Source organism: Chryseobacterium sp. FG46 (assembly GCF_057809135.1).
On record NZ_JBMDJJ010000027.1, the window covers coordinates 1 to 19,862 of the forward strand.

Consider the following 19,862-nt stretch of genomic DNA (forward strand, 5'->3'; position numbering starts at 1 on the left):
ACGATAGATCCTCTGGAGGGGTGGCAAAAATTCAAAGAATTTTTGACGGGGTGGTTAGCATCGTCTAATCATAAAAAATCCGTTCAGCAATGAACGGATTTCATTTTAGTCTATAATGAAAGTCGAAAAAATTAGTTGCTTGCCTTATTCAGCAGCTCAATATCTTCCTGATCCAAAACAAGTTTGGGTGCATTGAACACTGTTTCAAGCTGAGATGCACTGGTAGCACTTACAATAGGAGCTGTAATTAAAGGATTGGATAGCAGCCATGCCAGAGAAACCGTCCCCTGCGTTGTATTATGCTTTACACTTACCTGATCCAGCGCTTTTAATATTTCAAGTCCTTTAGGATTTAAATACTTTCTTACTCCCTCACCTCTTGCACTTTTTGCCAGATCTGCTTCATCACGGTATTTACCTGTTAAGAAACCTGCTGCCAGAGACCAATAAGGAAATACACTCAAATCAAACTGCTCTGCCAGAGGGGCATAGTTTTGCTCAAAACCTTCTCTTTCCATTAAGTTGTAATGGGGCTGTAAAGCAACATATTTAGGAAGGTTATTCTTTTTTGCAGCTTCAAATGATGCTTTCAAACGTTCCGGAGATAAGTTGGAAGCCGCAATATAACGTACTTTTCCTGCTCTGATAATCTCATCATAAGCAGAAAGTGTTTCTTCCACGGGAGTAATGTTATCGTCAAAGTGCGTATAATAAAGATCAATATGATCGGTTTGAAGCCTTTGTAGAGACTCATCTACAGATTTAAGAATATGTTTTTTGCTGATATCATAGCCGTGTTCTTTCGTTTCTGAGCCTACTTTGGTGGCCAAAACGATGTCATTACGGTTAGCTCTGTTTTTCATCCATTTTCCGATGATCTCTTCAGACTGTCCGCCCTTTCCATTCACCCACCATGAATAGGTATCTGCAGTATCTATAAAGTTGAATCCGGCTTCAGTAAAGCGGTCCAGTATATCAAAAGACTGTTTCTCGTCCAGTGTCCATCCAAAAACATTTCCTCCGAAGTTGATGGGTGCAATCGTTAAATCGGTGTTTTTGATCTTTCTTTTTTCCATAAAAATAATTTTACTAATACTCCACAATTTAGAGAAAGTTGTGAGAAGAACAGGATTCAAATTACCCATATGGATGATAGGTAATATGAATAACTGTGTAATAACAGTTAATCAAAATAAGACTAATGTGTACTGATATTTTTATTTTTTAATTATACTAAGAATAATTTTTATGATTGTTGAATGTTATAAGGTTATTTTATACTTCGATTTAAAATTAATATATATTTAATTGATTTGAATAGCTTTTTAAATAGCTTTACACATAACTGTTTTAACTGATGAATCAATTCAAAAAAATATACTCTGAATATAAGCATAAGGTTTATTTCTTCGTCAGAAAATACGTCCAGAGAGATGAGGATGTGGAAGATATTGTGCAGGATATTTTTGTACATGTTTGGAAACATCTGGATAAAGCAAATAATCCTTCAGCAACAGAAGCTATTATTTTCAAAACGAGCAAACAGGAAGTCGCTAATTTCTATCGTAAAAATAAACTGGTACTTATCTCTTCCGATCAGAATATAATTCCGGAAACTGAAGATGAGATTTCGGATAAATTTCACACAGAAGAACAGATCTCTAAAATTGAAACACTCCTAGATAAGCTCCCTCAAAAAACAAAAGAATTATTCATTCAGCATACTGTTGAAAACCTTAGTTATTCTCATTTAGCCAGGGAAAATAAAATTTCCAAAGCCGCTATCGGCAAACATATCAATAAAGCGATCAGCTTTTTGAAGATTAATCTTCATTAATTCTTAGCATCTTCTAATATGAACTAATTGTTAAATATCAATAATCGGGGTTTACGATGTTATACTTCTGCGTATTTACTATTAGACAACCTTTGTAAATGACAATAGATATCCTATGAGTCTGGAAGAAGAATTTGAGAAAAACTGGAAATCAGCTGCTGAGGAACAGAAAAAAATAGATGACATGACGGACCGGAAGATCTGGACCGGAATTGAAAAGAAGATCGAACAAAAAAAGTCTATAAAAAAGCTATATCGGGTAGCCGCAGTATTGATTCCTTTCATGGCTTTTCTGATGATTTATGAGAAAATGACCATCCCAACTTCAGGAGCTGAAATTAAATACGTATATGAAACTTTGGAAAGTGGAAGATCATTCAAATTGCCAGATGGGAGTGAAATAGAATTGAAACCTCACAGTAGGCTTACTTTGGATAAAAATTTCGGAAAGCAGGACCGTAAAATGGTCTTTGTAGGACAAGGGAGATTCAATGTGGCTAAAGACAAGACAAAACCATTTAGAATCAAAGCCGGGGAATTTAATGTCCAGGTTTTAGGAACCCGGTTTTATTTGGATCAGAAGTCTGTTGAGAAAAAAGTGGAATTGTTTGAAGGAAAGGTAAAGATTGAACATGGTAAAACCATTACTTATCTGCTACCTAAAGAAATCTGGATCAATGATAATAAAAAACAAGACTATCATTACTATCATCCTGAGAAGCAAAGGGATTTTATTTTCAATCATTCTTCCTATTCTGAAGCTATAAAACAGTTAGAGAATACCTATAACATTAGTATATCATATCCTGTTCAGTTTAAAGATAAAAAAGTAAGCGGGGCATTCACAGGAAATCTTAAAGAAGTCCTTTCAGTAATTAGCTTTCCGTTTAACCTTAAACCAAAAAAGATCAGTGAAAAAGAAATCATATTAAAATAGAAAAGCACCGATATTGGCGTATCGATGCTGATTATTCAATTTAAAAACCGGTAAAAGTTTAAAAATTAACATTTGCAAATTTATGAAAAAAACAGCAATTAGTATTGCTATGCTTGGGATTTTGTGCTCAACCCAAATATCCTATGCATCAGGAATACATCCTTCCTTACATTATTCTTATGCTACCACAGAACTACCTATTACAAAAGCTCTTGAAAAACTAAGTAAAATAACAAAGACACAAGTATTTTATTCTGTTTCTGACCTTGAAGATATTTTGGTGGATGACAGAAAGATTGATTACAACTCTTTACAAAAGACACTCGATTATTTACAGAAAAATTATCCCGTAGAGTTTAGTGTTCAGAATAATATCGTTACAGTCAGAAGAACATCTGGCAAAAGATTCGTTCGAAACAATTCTGATAAAGCGCATTTTTTAAAAAATGATACTATTCCGGAAAAGGAAAAGAAAATTGAAGAGGTCGTATTGATCGGGTATGGAAAACAAAATAAAAAAGACATTTCAGGATCCATTGCTTCCATAGGAGAAAAAGATCTGAAGGGAGTTGCCTCCGGCAACTTTGGGGATATGATCGCGGGAAAGGCTACGGGAATTCAAATTACCCAGACTAATGCAAATCCGGGAGCATCTCCCAGTATTCGTATTCGTGGAATTGGTACTTTAACAGCAGGAGCCAATCCTTTGATTGTTGTAGATGGATTTCCTCTCACAGAAGGTACCAATCTTAATTCTATTGATCCCAATTCTATTGCTACCATTGATATTCTGAAAGATGCGGCTTCTACAGCGATCTATGGATCAAGAGGTGCAAATGGGGTAATTTTAATTCAAACCAAAGAGGGTAAAAAAGGTAAACTGGAATATACACTTGATACTTACTACGGAATTCAGACCAGAAGTGATAACGAAAAATTTGTGAATGCCTATGATATGGCTACTTTTATGAAGGAATCCAGAGATAACAACTACCTTTCTAAAGGCGTCAACAGAAGTACTTCCGATGATAATGCAACAAGGGTTTCTAAAGGAGCTTCCTTAAGGGAGTTGATCCCGGATTATCTTACCCCTTATTTAAATAAAGAAAAAGGGCTGGTGGATACGGATTGGTATTCCATGGTCTTAAAACCGGCTCCGATGAGCAATACCTCACTAAACGTCCTTGGAGGAAATGATAAAACAAAATATTCTTTCACAGGAAGTTATCTGAATCAGAAAGGAATCCTTATAGGAACAGATTACGAAAAATACTCTGGGAATATCAATTTGGTAACCAATATAACAGATCAACTTAAATTCGGAGTTTCCATGACGCCTTCTTTTTCACAGGGAAACCTTTTTGATATGGTGAACGGTGGTCGTACTTACAATCTCTTACAGATGGCAACAACGATGTACCCTTTCTTTTCACCAAGAGATGCTAATGGAAATCTGTTTATTTCCCAACAGATAAAAGCTAATACTCCTACAGATGGTGCATTAGTAGAAAATCCTTTGGCTATTGCAGAAATGACGAAGCGAAAATATACTTTATTTAAAACTTTTGGAAATATATTTGGAGAATGGAACTTTCTAAAGGATTTAAAATATAAAGTTTCCGCTGGTGGGGATTATACAAGCTATGAATATAATTTTTTTGATCCATCAACAGTTGGGAGCTACAGAACAGCTGCTCCTGATGTCACAACAGCGAGCAGGACGGAATATATTACAAAGAATTATCTTATTGAAAATTTACTGACTTATGATAAAAAGATCAACAATCACTCTTTCAATGTGATTATGGGACAGTCTTATCAACAGGAAGAATCGAATAAAGTAAATACTTTAGCCGCCGGATTTCCCGATAACAGCATTACTAATATTGGAGGCGGAACATCTTTTAAGGTAGATGTTGATCAGTATAAATGGACGCTTATCTCCTATTTTTCAAGATTCAATTATTCATATCAGGGAAAATACAGCCTGATGGCTTCCTACAGAAGGGATGGTTCTTCACGTTTTGGGGTCAACACCAAATGGGGAGATTTTTACGCACTTTCTCTGGGATGGACTTTAAGCAATGAAAATTTTTATCCTAAAAATAAATTTTTAGATCCTTTGAAATTGAGATTTAGCGTAGGAAGTAATGGAAATAATCAGATCCCGAACTTTGGAGCCCTTTCTTTAATGACACAAGAGAATTATGTATTTGGAGGGATCTTAGCTCCGGGCTATCGTTCTTCTACAGCTCCCAATCCTAATATATCTTGGGAAAAGTCTGAATCTAAAAACTTCGGAATTGATTTCGGACTTTTTAATAAATATCTGAATGTGTCGGCAGATTATTATGTGTTGAACAGAGACGGATTGTTATTAGATGTACCTGTTCCACAACAGTCGGGATACAGCACATCTCTACAGAATATTGGCAGATTAAGAAATACTGGAATTGAGCTACAGTTGTCCTTAAAACCTATCCATATGGGAGAAAGCTTTGAATACTCCAATAACTTCAGCTTTTCAATGAATAAAAATAAAGTACTGGCATTAGCCGACGGACAAACTCAGATTGTAGCAGGGGCCAATAATTTTGCTATTACAAAAGTAGGGCAATCTATCGCCGAAATGTATGGATATAATATTTTAGGTGTGTATAAATCCCAGTCTGAAATTGATAACTCACCACATATTTCAGGAACAATGGTTGGGGATTACATTATGGAAGACCTGAATAAAGACGGAAAAATAGATGTCAATGATAAAAAAAGTTTTGGCTCGGGAATTCCAAAATATGTCCTGGGCTTTACCAATTCTTTCCGGTATAAAAATTTTGAACTGAATTTTACTTTATACAGTGAATTGGGAAGAAAAATATACAATGGTGATATGGTAAGTGTTACTGAATCAGGAGAAGGATTTGGAGTTCCTTCGCAGTATTATTTTGATAACCGATACAATCCGATAACCAATCCTGACGGAATGTATGCTATGCCCAATATGAACTTTTCGAACAACAGGAAAGAAGCAAGAACATCCAACATTTTCTTTAAAAATGGTGACTATGTTCGCTTAAGGTCATTAAAATTAGCGTATAACCTTCCTGAACAATTGGTATCTGCTTTACATGTAAAATCTATACAGTTGTATTTTGTCGGGAACAACCTTTTTACATTTACCTCTTACAGAGGACAAAATCTTGACGCAAATTCAGATAGTATTTTAACCCAGGGCTACGATAGTGGCTATTACCCGATTGCTAAAGTCTATTCTTTCGGGATGAATATGAAATTTTAATCACTATTTCAATGAAAAAAAATAAAAAAATGAAAAGTATATATATTCCTTTACTGGGATTGTTTTTATTTCAATCCTGCTCTTCAGATCTGTTAAATACTACGCCGGAAAGCGCCAAGGTGACCGCCAATTTTTATAAAGATGAAGCGCAGTTGGAACAGGGAGTGAATGCTGTGTATGCCACATTACAATATAACGGACAATACCAGCTCGCTATGCCTGCCATCGGAGAAATTCCTTCTGATAATACCTTTGATGAAGTTCCTGCCAATGATAGTTTTACTTATGGTGAATTTGATTTTTTCACCATTCAGCCTAATAATTCTTTAATCGGAAGTACCTGGAAAGATCATTATGTGGGAATTCAGCAAGCCAATATTGTTTTGAATAGAATTGGTGGCATTGCTATGGATCAGTCCCGTAAAAATGTAAGAACCGGAGAGGTGAAATTTTTAAGGGCACTCATGTACTTCAATCTGGTAAGGATTTTTGGTGATGTTCCTTTGGTAACCAAAGAAACAACAGATGTCAATGAATATTTCGGACAAGGAAGAACATCTGCTGAAACTGTTTATGATTTTATTGAAAGTGAGCTTAAAGAATCTATTGATCTATTGCCTGCCACAATAACTCAAAAAGGGAGAGTAATAAAAGGAGCTGCATTAGGAATGTTAGGAAAAGTTTTAATAACAAGAAATAAATATAAGGAAGCTTTGCCATATCTGCAACAAGTGGAGCCGTTAGGATATAGCCTGCTTTCTGATGTGAGCAAAATTTTTGATCCTGCGAATAAAAATAATGCAGAAATTATTTTTGACGTTCAGTTTACTTCAGGTTTAAATGGAAATACAGAAGGTAGCCAGACGTATCAGATGTTTAGCCCATCAGGCTCCTATTCAGGAGCAAAAGGACACAATCTTCCAACAAAAGAAATATATAATCTTTTTACGGCAGATGACAAAAGAAGAAATGTTTATATCGGCCTAACAAGCAATGGTGTTCCTTATTCAAAAAAGATGTCAAAGCCGTCGACAGCTCCGTCAGACGGTGATAGTAATATTATTGTTCTTCGTTTGGCGGATGTTTATCTTTTCATAGCAGAATGTTATGCAAAAAACAATGATTTTACAAATGGTAATTTGTATCTCAATAAAATTAAATCCAGAGCAGGTATTGCTCCGGTAAATATTAACAATCAGGCTCTGTTATTGGATGAAATTGCATTGGAAAGAAGAAAAGAACTTGTGGGAGAAGGCCACAGATGGTTTGATTTGGTGAGAACGGGAAAAGCAGTTCAGGTGCTGACAGCTCATTTTCAAAATACACAGGGATACAGTACTGCAGTTGTCAAGCCCTACAATCTTGTTATGCCTGTTCCTCAGAGTCAGATTAATACCGATTCTTCTATTCTGCAAAATCCCGGCTACTAAATACAACATCACTTTTATGAAAACAACAATACTGAACATTTGTAAATTTTTTAGTTGCCTATTATGGTTATGTAATTCTGTTACCGTTTATTCTCAGATTTCATTGGCCCGGTTCCCAGACGATAAGGTCATGGTAGTAGCACACCGGGCAGATTGGCGGGAAGCTCCGGAAAATTCGATTATGGGTATAAAGAAAGCAATTGAAAAAGGAGTGAATATGGTAGAAATAGACCTGGCTCTTACAAAAGATAACGTTCTGATCTTAATGCATGATAAAACGATTGACCGGACAACTACCGGCAAGGGGAAACCCTCCGATTATACTTTGGAAGAAATTAAAAAATTCTATCTCAGGGATGGACTGGGAGTGTCCACTCAAATGAAAGTCCCTACTTTGGAAGAAGTTCTGGATATAACACAAGGAAAGATTTTTATTAATTTGGATAAGGCATTTGACTACTTTGATTTTGTCTATCCCATCCTGCAAAAAAGGAAAATGTTTGACGAGGTGCTTTTTAAAGGACCAGCAGATTATCAGGAATTTAATGATAAATATGGAAAAATCAAAGATGAAATTCATTATATGCCTATTGTAAGATTGGGTGCAGGAGAAGGATGGTCTAAGATCAATACTTATTTAAAAAACTATAAAGTATATGGCTTTGAGTTTACAACCGGGCCTGATGAAAATCACTTAATCAATTTTAATGACATTCGGAAGAAAAATATCAAAGTTTGGGGCAATTCAATGTGGGCGGAACTTTGTGCAGGGCACAATGATGACCATTCCCTTGAAAATCCAGATAGTTACCAATGGTTTCCTGATCATTATATTAATATCATACAAACAGACAGACCCAAAGAATTAATTAAATTTTTGAAAAATAAAAACCTTTACTTTTCTTTTAAATAGATGGTATTTCAATCACAACTCTTTCATTAATTATAATATTTTATTTTTCCGGTTAATAGACAATTTTTTTTCCATTTTTAATCAACGATAGCCATAATAAAAGTAGAAATTTTAACACTAAATAATTCATTGTATAGTGAATAATTCTTAGCTTTAAACTAATCAGAATCTATAAAATTCTACAATTATGAATTTACTATCATACTTAAAAGAGAAAGTTTCAAAAGGAGTTTTAGTGTTGATACTTTATTGTGGGATGAGCCAGCATGCGGATGCACAGGACTTCTACACAACCACACCCGTACCTAAATCTGCAAGACCTGATCTGGAAACACTAAGGGGAACACTTCTTAGTAGTGATATAAATCCGGACTATGTAATGTTAGCACTCCACAGAGCAGCATGGATTGATGGAACACCTGAAAATTCTCTGGCAGCAGTTCAAAGAGCACTCAATAATCCAGCCGTTGATATCATTGAGATTGACCTGAAGACCAGTAAAGATGGGAAGGTGTATCTGATGCATGATAATTATCTTCAGCGTACTACCAACTTTTTGGATATGTATCCCAATATCTATGGTACCGGTAAGGATAGCTATGGAAAAGCAAGTGAATATTCCTGGGCAGAATTATCCAAATTAAGATTGAAAAACGAAGAAAAGACCTATACCATGGAAAAGATTCCTCTTTTAGAGGATATTATTGAAGCAGTACGCGATAAAGGTGTAATACTACAGCTTGATATTAATGATGAGGACACATTCCAAGAAGCGATGAAAGTTGTACAACGTACCCATGCTTTCTCATTTGTGATGTTTAAAGGAGACAAAACACCTAAGCAATTGGAGCCGTATCTGGAGTACTTATTAACTGAAAAGGAGAAATTACAGTTCATATTTGCTCCTTTTATTAAAGCTAATTCTAAGCCGGATGGTGCTACATCTCCAGATCCGGTGGGCTTTTATCAGCAATGGGAAGACTGGCGGGTTAATTCCTGCTTACACTGTATTGGAATTGCAGGCTTGTATGAAATGGTATTTAAAACTCCCGCTGATACTGTTCTTTTTACATTGGCAGAGAGGATAAGGAAAGAAGGAAAAAGAGTGGGGATTTTTTCTGCACAGCCGGAATATTACCGGGGAAGATATATTGGAAATGTTAATGTTAATCAGTGTTGTGCCGATAACCCCGAAAATGACAGAAGAGGTGATTTTGATTTTATTCTTGCTCCCAATAATAACAGGAAGGCAGGAATTAATGGTTATATTATAACTGATGAAGTAACAACATTCCTGGAATATTTTCCCAACAGGGTTATTCAGTAATATGGAATTTAAACAAAAACATATTAATCATCTTAAATCTTTTTTATGAAATCTATATTTTTTTTTCTAGTTATACTGGTAGCTATTCAAAAACTTCCTGCTCAGGAAGTATTTGATAATTATGCAGATGCGCATTATGAAAACAATACTGAGGTTAAGAATTTTTATGACTTAAATTTCAGCCAGCCAGCTCCATATTGGAAAGACGATTTTAAAAATTCGGGAGATTATCATTATCGGCTACAAGGAAATGCTTTCACCGCAATAGCTGACCGTTTTGGTTTTCCGGCACAAGCAATATATTTCAGACAATATGAGAATGAGAATCTGATTGTTCCATCAGCTGTTGTTAAAGATATTGTTGATAATAATGGCGGGTTTTCTATTTCAGCCTGGATTAAAGTTCCACATCATGGATTAGACTGCCAGATCCTTAGCTTTACCAATCCTGAAAATAGGAATAAAGAAGATATCCAGCTGAGAATGAAAGACGGATATTTTCAAATACTGAAGACCTCTTCTGTTGCTGAGAAGATGGTTGTATTAGGACAATCACGCTATAAAATAAGCTATTATAGTGATAATATCCAACAGGAAATATATCCCGGTCCTGATGAATATGACGCAGGGTATATCTATTTTATGCTGTCGTCCAATAAAAACTCTACCCGCCTGTATTTCAGCCGACCCGGAGGGCGACTGTATGCCAATTATTTTTGGTTTGGGCTGACTGATGTTCTTTCAGCTGCTCATACGATTACTTTTGGAACCGTCAATCAGAAAGAAAGAACTACAATACTCAATGCTGTAGACGATATTATGGTTTATTACGAAATGCTTAGTCCTGAAATAGCTAACAATCATTTTCTTGTTCAATCTCCTTTATATCCGTCACGAGCTTATATATTAAAAAATTTTAAAAATAAACCTGTAGCTCCTGAAAATTCTGATGATGAATACAGTTATTATCAAAATAACATAGAAGTCAAGACAGGTACCTTTAGCAAGAGAATTTATGGGGCAAGAAGATGGTTGTTTTCTATAAGAAAGATACTTTACCACGAGCGGCTTTTAAACTTTATCAATGCTAAAACATACCTTACGATTGGACCAGGATTTGAAAATAATTCTGGAAGTCCTTACGAACAAAAGAGTATAGAATCAAATTCTGCTGGGCATCTTTTTCAAGCAAATCATATTCCAAACAATCCCAACAATCTTCTTGACTGTAAACAAAATGCGTTTCAATTTGATGTAAAAGAAGGGGCACCTGGCTTTCAGTTAGGAATTGATAAAAACGATCATAAATATTTGAATATGCGCCCTGAAGATATGCCTGATACACAATGGTCTGTCCAGGGGTCATTTAACACATCCATAAGAGAAAAATTTTCTCCTGTCAGCGAAGTAGGGATAACGATTTTCAACTATCAAACGGAACACAGCATGACAATAGACATTAATGATTCTTATACATTATATCAAAGCCTTCATAATGCTGAGCCATTCCGGCTGGTAAAAAAGCAAGGAATTTTTAATGCCGAAGATTATAAGTACGGATACGAAGATTATATGTTTTATAATATGACAAAAACAGGGATATTAACCCCTAAGGGAGGAATAAAAAATACACAAAACGGAACATCCCAGATGCTGGTACCAGATGGTAATGCTTCATTTCAACTCATGTATGTAAAGGATGATCCTAACGGGAAACCTTTATATATGATAAGAACGAACAATGGTTATGGGGCTAAAGTATTAGTTCCTGATGTACATAATTTTGACAATAAACTTATTGTCCAGGATGCTCATGATGAAGAAGAATACGCAGTCATACCTGATCATTTCTTATGGTCGGTAAATGTTATTTACTACGATGGTAATTCAAACACATTCACAAAAAAAACATCACAAAAAACTTCTGATCTGCCTGTTTCTGATATGCTGCAGGTTTACCCAAATCCTGTAAAAGGAAGGGCAACTGTAAAATATACATTATCCAAATCCACCAGGGTAAAACTCTATATTACAAGTTCTACCGGAGCACTAGTAAAAACAATAAAAGAAAAGACCCAGAATAAAGGAACTTATAAAGAATCTTTAACCACAACTGGCTGGCCTTCCGGGCTCTATTTCTGTAACATGCAAACCGATGAAGGGATAACAACAAAAAAAATTATTGTACAATAAGTATGATAGTGGTAAGATGATAACCCGTAAAATAAATTTGATGTTTATCAATAAAAATAGCCCTCGCAAACACGAGGGCTATTTTGTTATTTTTCAACCTGAGGAATCTCAATAGCGATAAGCTGTAGTTTGTATTCCTGCAATTGCTGGTTGATCGTAGATAAACCGTTTCTGAAGAATGATGAGGCTGTAAAAAGCTCATGATAATATTCTATCCCTTCAAGAACATTTTTCCTGAAAGCATTCCATTTTTTTGTCTGTGAATGGGTAATCTGTGTGGTAGATTCGGTGATTTCCTTTCTCAGATAATCCACATACATTTTCAGTTCATTAATGAACATATTCGGACGCTGGCTGTCGGAAAGAATATTGGTATTTCCGTAGATATGTTTTACCATTTCCGAAAGAGAAACTTCTTTATCGAAAAAGGCAATATTCGGTCCCGGACATATGACAACGCCCTGTTTTTCACCTTTAATTTCGAGGTTCTGCTCCATATATGCGGCGTTTACAAGTCCCACACACAGGCAGGCTTTATCAGTAATTTCCGATTTCTTTTTATTAAATTCCTTTTCTGTAAGGGTTTCCTTATTGTCGTACAGTTCCTTGAGTTTGATATTCTGGTATTTTCTGGAAGCGATACAGGTTCCTTCCGGAGAAAATTCTTTGCTTAATGCCAGAAGTTTTTTGGGACATGAACTTCCATACTTCCCTTTTGCTTCTTTTTCAAACTTTAATCGTTCATTGGATGTTCCTTTTACCGTATTGAAAGGCACTCCTAATGGCGAAATATTGCTCAGATAAAAATCCTGTTCTTTTGATTGCAAAAGTAAATTTCGGGTTTCTGTATCTACCGATGTTGCTTCGGGTACCAGCAAAAACGGTGAACCCCATCCTACGCTGTCTACATGATAATTCGCCAATAAAAACTCGTGTTCTTCGGCAGTTCCTACTCCACCCTGAACCGTAATTTTCATTTCTAATGGCTCAGAAACTGTGGGTTTTCCTTTTTGCTCTAAAGCAGCTGTCATTAAGGCATGGGCAGATTGTATCAGGTCATTTTTTTTCTGCTTGAATTCTTCCATAATAGGCCCGAGAAGCATTCCTTCGGTAGCAAAAGCATGGCCGCCACAATTTAATCCGGATTCTATTCTGTATTCTGAAACCCACAATCCTTTTTTAGCCAGAAAGTTTCCCTGAATCATTGCAGAACGGAAATCGCTTACTTTCAGGATGATTTTCTTTTTGATGTTTCCGTTTTCGTCCGGAAAAAAGTCTTCAAATTCTTCCATATAGCTGTATAAGCGGGGATTCATGCCTGCGGAAAGAACCATTGATGATGATAATTTACTTTTGGCGAATCCACGCAGTGAAGCATGAGCATCGTTATACATCACTGGAAGCTGTTCATTGTTTTGATAATTGTCTTTATCCACTTTCGTCATGATATTGACATCAATACTCCCCGGTTTTAAGTTGGATTCAATAAAGCTTTTGATATTGGAACTCCATTCATCTTTTTGATTGATCAGGTTTTGAAGGCTTTTTTTTAGATCTGAAGTATTTGGAAGCATAGCTATGAAGTCTTTCAAAGCCTCTTTATTTTTGCTGATCTCGTGTTTGAAAGATTCAAATTTTTCATTCACGATATCATCCACCATATCCAGATAAGCTGTAACTCTTCTGGCTCTGTAATCTTCTGTTTTTGTTGAGATCCCGAAATAGTCAAGATTGAACTTTTTATTGTAAAAGTTCTTCATTTTTTCCAGGATTTCATCATCAATGATGGAGATCACAGAAGAAATTCCATACTGGGCAACACGAATAGGACTGTCTATTGTGTAAGCCAGTCCCATTACCGGAATATGGAAATTGTGCAAAGGTTTTTGTGTCATAAAGTTCTGATAAAATTTTTTATTATTCATCTAAAAATCCTTTACAACTATTCACTGCTTAAAAATATTATTTTAAAATGAATTATGCATTAAATAATATTTTATATTGTGAAAAACATGTCAAATGTCATTTTTTTTCAATTGGTTGAAATAAAAAGATCAGCCGGCAGACTGATCTTTTCGGATTGTAGTATATTTTATTTTAACTACAAAAGATATAAAATTTTTTGAACACTTAAGTTTTTTTAGAGCCAGTTTTCATGCATAATAAGTGCACCTAAGTTGTATGAAAATCAAATATTTTCATCTTATATAAATTTTTTGTAGTATTATTTACAATCTACTTAAGTGAACTAAATCGGTTTAAAATGAGCGCTTTTTTGGCTTTTGTGGTTATGCAAACACATTATTCAGCTTTATTTTTAAGCATCATCAGAAGGCTGTAAGCCCCTTTCTGTACAATTTTCTTATCCTTTAAAAAATCGGCTTTTATAATTTCTGTAAACTGATCATCAGAAATTCCGGTCATTACAGGAATCATTCTGTAATTGGATTTTCCAAGGTCTTCAAAAACATAATTTTTATTTTCAAAAGAAACTACGGCTTCATTAGGAAGTCCCATTGTATAACGGCTGCTGATATTCACTTCGGCATTTACATACATTCCTTTTACAAATTCTGTATTCACAGAGGATAATCTGGCAATTGCCGTCGCAGAGCCTCCATTTTCAATACTAGGAACAACACTGACAATTTTAGCATTTGATTTCACATCCGGATTCTGATTGTTGTACACCAAAATTTCCTGACCCACTTTTACATCATTCACATCATTTTCAAAAACTTTTAATTCTAAAAGTAATCCCGCCGGATTGATCAGTTCAAATAAAGTATCTGCCGGGTTGATATACTGCCCGTTATTCACAAGAATTTTGCTTACAAAACCTGTGAACGGAGCATAAACATTGATTTTACTTCTGATATTCCCGGCAGTCAGACCTTTGGCATTGATTCCGATGATTTTCAGCTTTTCCTCAAGCCCTTTTAAAGTGGCATTCAAAGTTGAATAATCTGCCTGGGCAGTCTGTAGGGTCTTGTCACTGCTGGCTTTGCTCGTATTAAGGTCTTTCTGGCGGTTATAATTCAGTCTTGCCGCTTCAAGTTGTGCTTTTGTTACCAGATAATCCTGCTGCAGCTGTATAAACTGCGGATCTTCCACCACAGCAAGCACCTGTCCTTTGTTGAAATGACTTCCATTAATTACATTGATCGACTTGATGTGTCCCCCCATAATGCTGGAAACTGAACTGATATGAGACGGTGCAATGTCTGCCTTTCCGTTCAGTCTCACCACTTTTTCCATATTCCTGTTCTGAATTATAGTTGTTGTCAGCCCTACAGCCTGAATCTGTTTTTCTGTAAGATGAACGGAATTTTTGTTATTCTTAGAAAATTTTGTGTTTTCATAAACCGTTTTTTCTTCCTCTTTTTTTCCTGAACATGAAGATAAAGTTACGATGAAAGCAAGGCTGTATAGTGATATATTCCTGAAATGCATGATGGTATTATTTTGAAATTAAGAATTGAAGTTCGGCTCCGATCTGATTAAGCTTTTCCAGCTGATCAATGTAGTCTGCTTTGGTTTTTACGGCCTGATTCACCAGTATTACCCAGTCCAGATAATCTATTTCTCCCACTTCCATCTGTTTCTGAGCTGTTTTTAGAATGATTTCAGATTTGGGAAGCTGTTTTTGTTCATAATTTTGAATGATCTGCTGTTGGTTCATATAATTACCCAACTGTTGATTCAATCTGTTTTTAAGTTCAATTTCTTTTCTCTCATACTGATTTTCGGAGATGGCAATCTTTGCCTGTGCTGCCTTTGCCAAAGCTCTCTGTCCTTTTGTAAACAATGGAATTCCAACGCCCACCTGAACCGAATTGAAACGATTGTTATTGATGTTTTTCATACTCTGATTGGTATATCCTATAAGAAGATCCGGAAACAGTCTGCTTTTCTCCAGCTGTACTTCTGCCTCGCCCACTTTGATCTGTTGCTGCAGATATTGAAGTTCAGGATGCTGCTGTACCATTTCTTCTGAAATCTGAAGCCCAATATTAATTATAGGCTTTTCTGCAACAGGTTGATAATAAGCTGTAGATTGAAGTAATAATTGAAGCTTAAGTTTCGCGATATTCAAATCATTTTCAAGGGTATTCAACTGTACTTTTATCTGTTCTTTCTGAATTTCAGCAGTGGATTCCTCCAGAATATTGGCTTCCCCTTTTTTTAATCTTAATGCGGCCTTATCTGCAAAATTATGATACAACTGACTGATGTATTCCAGAACGTTTTTCTTTTCCTGAAGCACAAGTATCCTGTAGAAAACGTCAGTTACTTCTTTGGTAAGCTGTGTTTTGGTCAGATTCTGATTGACAACACTGGCAGACCATTCAGCATCCAGCATTTGTTTTCTTCTTGAATATACCGTTGGAAAACTGAATCTTTGAGAGATTCCGAATGAATTGTCTGTTTCCTCGCCCTGAATTTGTCCAAATCCCCCTGTAATTTCCGTCTGGGGAATGTTCAGATAGCTGGCTTTCAGCTTTTCCTGATAGTCTGATATTAATTTCGAATTTTTAAGAGTACCGTTCTGTTGGTATGCTTTTTCCAGAGCCTGATCATAAGTAATGTTTTCCTGAGTCTTATAAGTTCCGAAGGACAATAACAACAAGAAAACAGACAGTTTTTTATAATTGAGTTTTTTTGAGAATTTCATTTTATCTTTATTAATATGTTCAAACAGGACGTATAAAATTGGAAGGACAAAAAGCGTTAAAAGCGTTGCAAGCATCAGCCCTCCGATGACTACAGTTGCCAGAGGCCTCTGCACTTCAGCTCCTGCACCATTGCTGATTGCCATGGGAAGAAATCCCAGAGACGCCACAAAAGCTGTCATTAAAACCGGACGGAGTCTTATTTTTGTGCCTATGAGTACAATTCTGTTTGTGTTGTTTATTCCGTTCTTTTTCAATCGGTTAAATTCTGATATCAAAACAATTCCATTAAGTACGGCAACTCCAAATAATGCAATAAATCCTACGCCTGCGCTAATGCTGAAAGGCATTCCTCTCAACGCCAGAAAATAGACACCTCCTATCGCAGATAAAGGAATGGCTGTATAGATCAGCAGACTGTGTTTTACAGAACCGAAAGCAAAGAATAAAAGCAGGAAAATCATCACTAACGAAATAGGAACGGCTATACCTAATCTGGCTTTGGCTTCATTTAAATTTTCAAAAGCACCTCCATAAGAAATAGTATATCCAGCCGATAATTTCAGGTTTTTGCCTGCCTTTTGCTGAAGCTCTTCCACAATACTCTGAACATCTCTTCCTCTCACATTAAAACCTACAATAATCCTTCTTTTGGTATCCTCCCTCTGAATCTGATTCGGACTGTTTTTAAGTTCCACTTTAGCCAATTGCGACAATGGAATCTGCTCTCCTGAAGCCGTAGTAACCAGAAGATTTTGGATACTCGTAATATCTTTTTTATGTTCGTTATCCATTCGGACAACGATATCAAACTTTTTTTCGCCTTCATATAAAGCGCCTGCAGTTTGTCCGGCAAAAGCCATATTAATCACCCTGTTGATATCCGCCACTGAAATATTGTATCGGGAAAGTTCTGAGCGGTTATAATCTATCACAACCTGTGGAGCGCCTACTACCGGCTCGATATATAGATCCTGAGCACCTTTTACGGTATTGATAATGCTTCCCATCTTTTTGGCATAGGTGGCAAGGCTGTCCAGATCTTCACCGTAAATTTTGCACACTACATCCTGTCTTGCTCCGGTCATCAGCTCATTGAAACGCATTTGAACCGGAAACTGAAAACTGGTTGTCAGTCCGGGGATAACGCTTAATGTTTTACTCATCTTATCAGAAAGTTCAGGAAATGAGGTTGCAGAGGTCCATTCCTTTTTAGGCTTTAAAACGACGATCATATCTCCGGAATCCATGGGCATAGGTTCTGTGGGAATTTCTGCACTCCCAATTTTCATGACCACTTTTTCTACTTCAGGAAAGTTTGTTAACAGGATGTTTGCAGCCTGAGTGGTAGCTTTTTTGGTTTCATTGATATTACTTCCCTGGAGAATCCTCATTTCAACGGCAAAATCGCCTTCCTCCAAAGATGGTATAAATTCTCCACCCATTCTGGAAAGCGTAAAAACAGCACCCGCAAACAGAATCAACACACCAATGATTATCGTTTTTCTAAATTTAAGGGCCTTTATCAGAAGTTTTTGGTGACCGGTTTCCACTTTACCCATCACACGGTCTGAAATATTTTCTTTCTCTTTTTTCTTTCTGCTTAATACCAGAGAGCTCATCATTGGAATATAGGTCAGGGAAAGAATAAATGCGCCAATCAGGGCAAAGGCAACGGTTTGAGCCATAGGCTTAAACATCTTTCCTTCAATTCCCTGAAGCGTAAAAATCGGAAGATATACGATTAAGATAATGATCTGCCCGAAAACCGCACTGTTAACCATTTTGGTCGCAGAGTTGGAAACCTGATCATCCATTTCTTTTTTGCTGAGCATATTGTTTTTTCCGAAATGCTTTTTATGGGCAAGCTGATGAAGAACAGCTTCCACAATAATGACGGCTCCATCTACAATTAAACCGAAATCCAGCGCTCCAAGGCTCATCAGATTTCCTCCTACACCAAAAATATTCATCATGATAATGGCAAAAAGCATAGCCAATGGAATAACAGAAGCAACTAGTAATCCCGCTCTGAAATTTCCTAAAAATAAAACCAGAATGAAAACCACAATCAAAGCCCCTTCCATCAGGTTTGTTTTTACGGTACTGATGGTGTTGTTAACCATTTTAGCCCGGTCAAGGAATGGCTCTATAACAACTCCTTCCGGTAAGGATTCCTGGATTTTTTCCAGTCTTTGTTTAATATTTCCGATCACTACATTAGCATTCTCTCCTTTCAGCATCAGAACAATAGCTCCGGATACTTCTCCGGTATCATTGTAAGTCATAGCGCCATACCTTGTCGCATACCCTATTTTCACAGACGCTACATCTTTAATATGAACAGGAATGCCTTCTTTTGTTTCTGAAACCTGAATGCTTCCAATATCTTCTGTAGTTCCCAAGAGTCCTTCGCTGCGGATAAACAGAACGGTTTCTTTCTTTTCAATATAAGCGCCTCCGGTATTCTGATTATTCTTTTCCAGAGCCGCAAAAACATCATTGATATTGATATTAAAGGCCTGCAATTGATTAGGATTAATGGCAATTTCATACTGTTTCAGTTTTCCTCCGAAACTGCTGACATCCGCCACACCTTTAGTACCAAGAAGCTGCCTTCTCACCACCCAGTCCTGGATAGTCCTCAGCTCGGTTTCATCATATACATTTTCATATCCTTTTTTAGCCCTTACCACATATTGGAAAATTTCTCCCAATCCTGTTGAAATAGGCCCTAATTCCGGTTTGCCGATTCCGTCCGGAATATTGTCCTGAACAAGCTGCAACCTTTCCTGAACCTGTTGACGCGCCCAATACACATCCGTCTTGTCATCAAAAACTACAGTCACTAATGAAAGTCCGAAACGTGAAAAACTTCTAAGCTCCGTAATTCCGCTGATATTGCTGGTGGCCTGTTCAATAGGAAATGTAACAAGACGTTCTATATCTGCTGCACCATAAGAAGGAGCTGTGGTAATGATCTGAACCTGATTATTGGTGATGTCCGGCTGGGCATCAATAGGAAGCTTGGTGGTTTCATAGACTCCAAAAAGGATGAGTGCCCCTGTAAAAAGAGCAATGATGAGTTTATTCTTTACAGAAAACTCAATAATTTTATTTAACATGGAAAAATTATTAATAGTAATCCGTAATAGCATATAGGAGCTGAGGCATCTCCATAACTTAAGTGTCCAAAATAAAGTTTTTGTAATTTCTTGAGTTAAGGTCTAAACACCAGTACATTGCATTACGAA

General features: G+C 36.4%; 11 protein-coding genes. 7 read left to right on the top strand and 4 right to left on the bottom strand.

Annotation, left to right across the window (positions count from 1 at the left end; all coding sequences use genetic code 11):
- Positions 1-131 precede the first annotated feature (131 nt).
- Entirely contained in the window at positions 132-1,076 is a 945-nt protein-coding gene (locus tag ACODR7_RS17375; RefSeq protein ID WP_488840985.1) for an aldo/keto reductase, read from the bottom strand.
- Positions 1,077-1,357: 281 nt separating this feature from the next.
- Between ACODR7_RS17375 and ACODR7_RS17380 the strand changes: the two genes are divergently transcribed.
- The 7 genes from ACODR7_RS17380 to ACODR7_RS17410 all read left to right on the top strand — a co-directional run bounded on the left by ACODR7_RS17380 (position 1,358) and on the right by ACODR7_RS17410 (position 11,935).
- A complete protein-coding gene (locus ACODR7_RS17380) occupies positions 1,358-1,837 on the top strand; it encodes an RNA polymerase sigma factor (protein WP_488840987.1) in 480 nt (159 codons plus the stop codon).
- A 115-nt stretch (positions 1,838-1,952) separates the two neighbouring features.
- Positions 1,953-2,774, top strand: coding sequence for a FecR family protein (locus tag ACODR7_RS17385; RefSeq protein WP_488840989.1), 822 nt, complete (start codon positions 1,953-1,955; stop codon positions 2,772-2,774).
- An 82-nt stretch (positions 2,775-2,856) separates the two neighbouring features.
- Positions 2,857-6,072, top strand: a complete 3,216-nt coding sequence (locus ACODR7_RS17390) for a SusC/RagA family TonB-linked outer membrane protein (RefSeq protein WP_488840991.1) — start codon at positions 2,857-2,859, stop codon at positions 6,070-6,072.
- Between the two features lie 29 nt (positions 6,073-6,101).
- The gene (locus ACODR7_RS17395) at positions 6,102-7,502 is read left to right on the top strand and encodes a RagB/SusD family nutrient uptake outer membrane protein (protein WP_488840993.1); all 1,401 of its coding nucleotides are present in this window, start codon (positions 6,102-6,104) and stop codon (positions 7,500-7,502) included.
- A gap of 130 nt (positions 7,503-7,632) precedes the next feature.
- Positions 7,633-8,415, top strand: a complete 783-nt coding sequence (locus tag ACODR7_RS17400) for a glycerophosphodiester phosphodiesterase family protein (RefSeq protein ID WP_488840995.1) — start codon at positions 7,633-7,635, stop codon at positions 8,413-8,415.
- A 187-nt stretch (positions 8,416-8,602) separates the two neighbouring features.
- Entirely contained in the window at positions 8,603-9,742 is a 1,140-nt protein-coding gene (locus ACODR7_RS17405) for a glycerophosphodiester phosphodiesterase family protein (protein WP_488840997.1), read from the top strand.
- 45 nt (positions 9,743-9,787) lie between these two features.
- The gene (locus tag ACODR7_RS17410) at positions 9,788-11,935 is read left to right on the top strand and encodes a T9SS type A sorting domain-containing protein (protein ID WP_488840999.1); all 2,148 of its coding nucleotides are present in this window, start codon (positions 9,788-9,790) and stop codon (positions 11,933-11,935) included.
- An 86-nt stretch (positions 11,936-12,021) separates the two neighbouring features.
- On the opposite strand, the gene ACODR7_RS17415 is transcribed toward ACODR7_RS17410, so the two are convergent.
- The 3 genes from ACODR7_RS17415 to ACODR7_RS17425 all read right to left on the bottom strand — a co-directional run bounded on the left by ACODR7_RS17415 (position 12,022) and on the right by ACODR7_RS17425 (position 19,733).
- Positions 12,022-13,830: a hypothetical protein gene (locus ACODR7_RS17415; RefSeq protein WP_488841057.1), complete on the bottom strand. Its 1,809-nt coding sequence runs from the start codon at positions 13,828-13,830 to the stop codon at positions 12,022-12,024.
- 406 nt (positions 13,831-14,236) lie between these two features.
- Positions 14,237-15,388 carry an efflux RND transporter periplasmic adaptor subunit gene (locus tag ACODR7_RS17420; protein WP_488841000.1) on the bottom strand — a complete coding sequence of 384 codons (1,152 nt, stop codon included), beginning with the start codon at positions 15,386-15,388 and terminating at the stop codon, positions 14,237-14,239.
- A 7-nt stretch (positions 15,389-15,395) separates the two neighbouring features.
- Positions 15,396-19,733 (bottom strand): CusA/CzcA family heavy metal efflux RND transporter, encoded by a 4,338-nt coding sequence (locus tag ACODR7_RS17425; RefSeq protein WP_488841001.1) that lies wholly within the window; start codon positions 19,731-19,733, stop codon positions 15,396-15,398.
- Positions 19,734-19,862 lie beyond the last annotated feature (129 nt).

Excerpts from the sequence above, each read along its gene's own strand:
- ACODR7_RS17375 (WP_488840985.1), bottom strand. The coding sequence starts at position 1,076 with ATGGAAAAAAGAAAGATCAAAAACACCGATTTAACGATTGCACCCATC.
- ACODR7_RS17380 (WP_488840987.1), top strand. The coding sequence starts at position 1,358 with ATGAATCAATTCAAAAAAATATACTCTGAATATAAGCATAAGGTTTAT.
- ACODR7_RS17385 (WP_488840989.1), top strand. The coding sequence starts at position 1,953 with ATGAGTCTGGAAGAAGAATTTGAGAAAAACTGGAAATCAGCTGCTGAG.
- ACODR7_RS17390 (WP_488840991.1), top strand. The coding sequence starts at position 2,857 with ATGAAAAAAACAGCAATTAGTATTGCTATGCTTGGGATTTTGTGCTCA.
- ACODR7_RS17395 (WP_488840993.1), top strand. The coding sequence starts at position 6,102 with ATGAAAAGTATATATATTCCTTTACTGGGATTGTTTTTATTTCAATCC.
- ACODR7_RS17400 (WP_488840995.1), top strand. The coding sequence starts at position 7,633 with ATGGTAGTAGCACACCGGGCAGATTGGCGGGAAGCTCCGGAAAATTCG.
- ACODR7_RS17405 (WP_488840997.1), top strand. The coding sequence starts at position 8,603 with ATGAATTTACTATCATACTTAAAAGAGAAAGTTTCAAAAGGAGTTTTA.
- ACODR7_RS17410 (WP_488840999.1), top strand. The coding sequence starts at position 9,788 with ATGAAATCTATATTTTTTTTTCTAGTTATACTGGTAGCTATTCAAAAA.
- ACODR7_RS17415 (WP_488841057.1), bottom strand. The coding sequence starts at position 13,830 with ATGACACAAAAACCTTTGCACAATTTCCATATTCCGGTAATGGGACTG.
- ACODR7_RS17420 (WP_488841000.1), bottom strand. The coding sequence starts at position 15,388 with ATGCATTTCAGGAATATATCACTATACAGCCTTGCTTTCATCGTAACT.
- ACODR7_RS17425 (WP_488841001.1), bottom strand. The coding sequence starts at position 19,733 with ATGTTAAATAAAATTATTGAGTTTTCTGTAAAGAATAAACTCATCATT.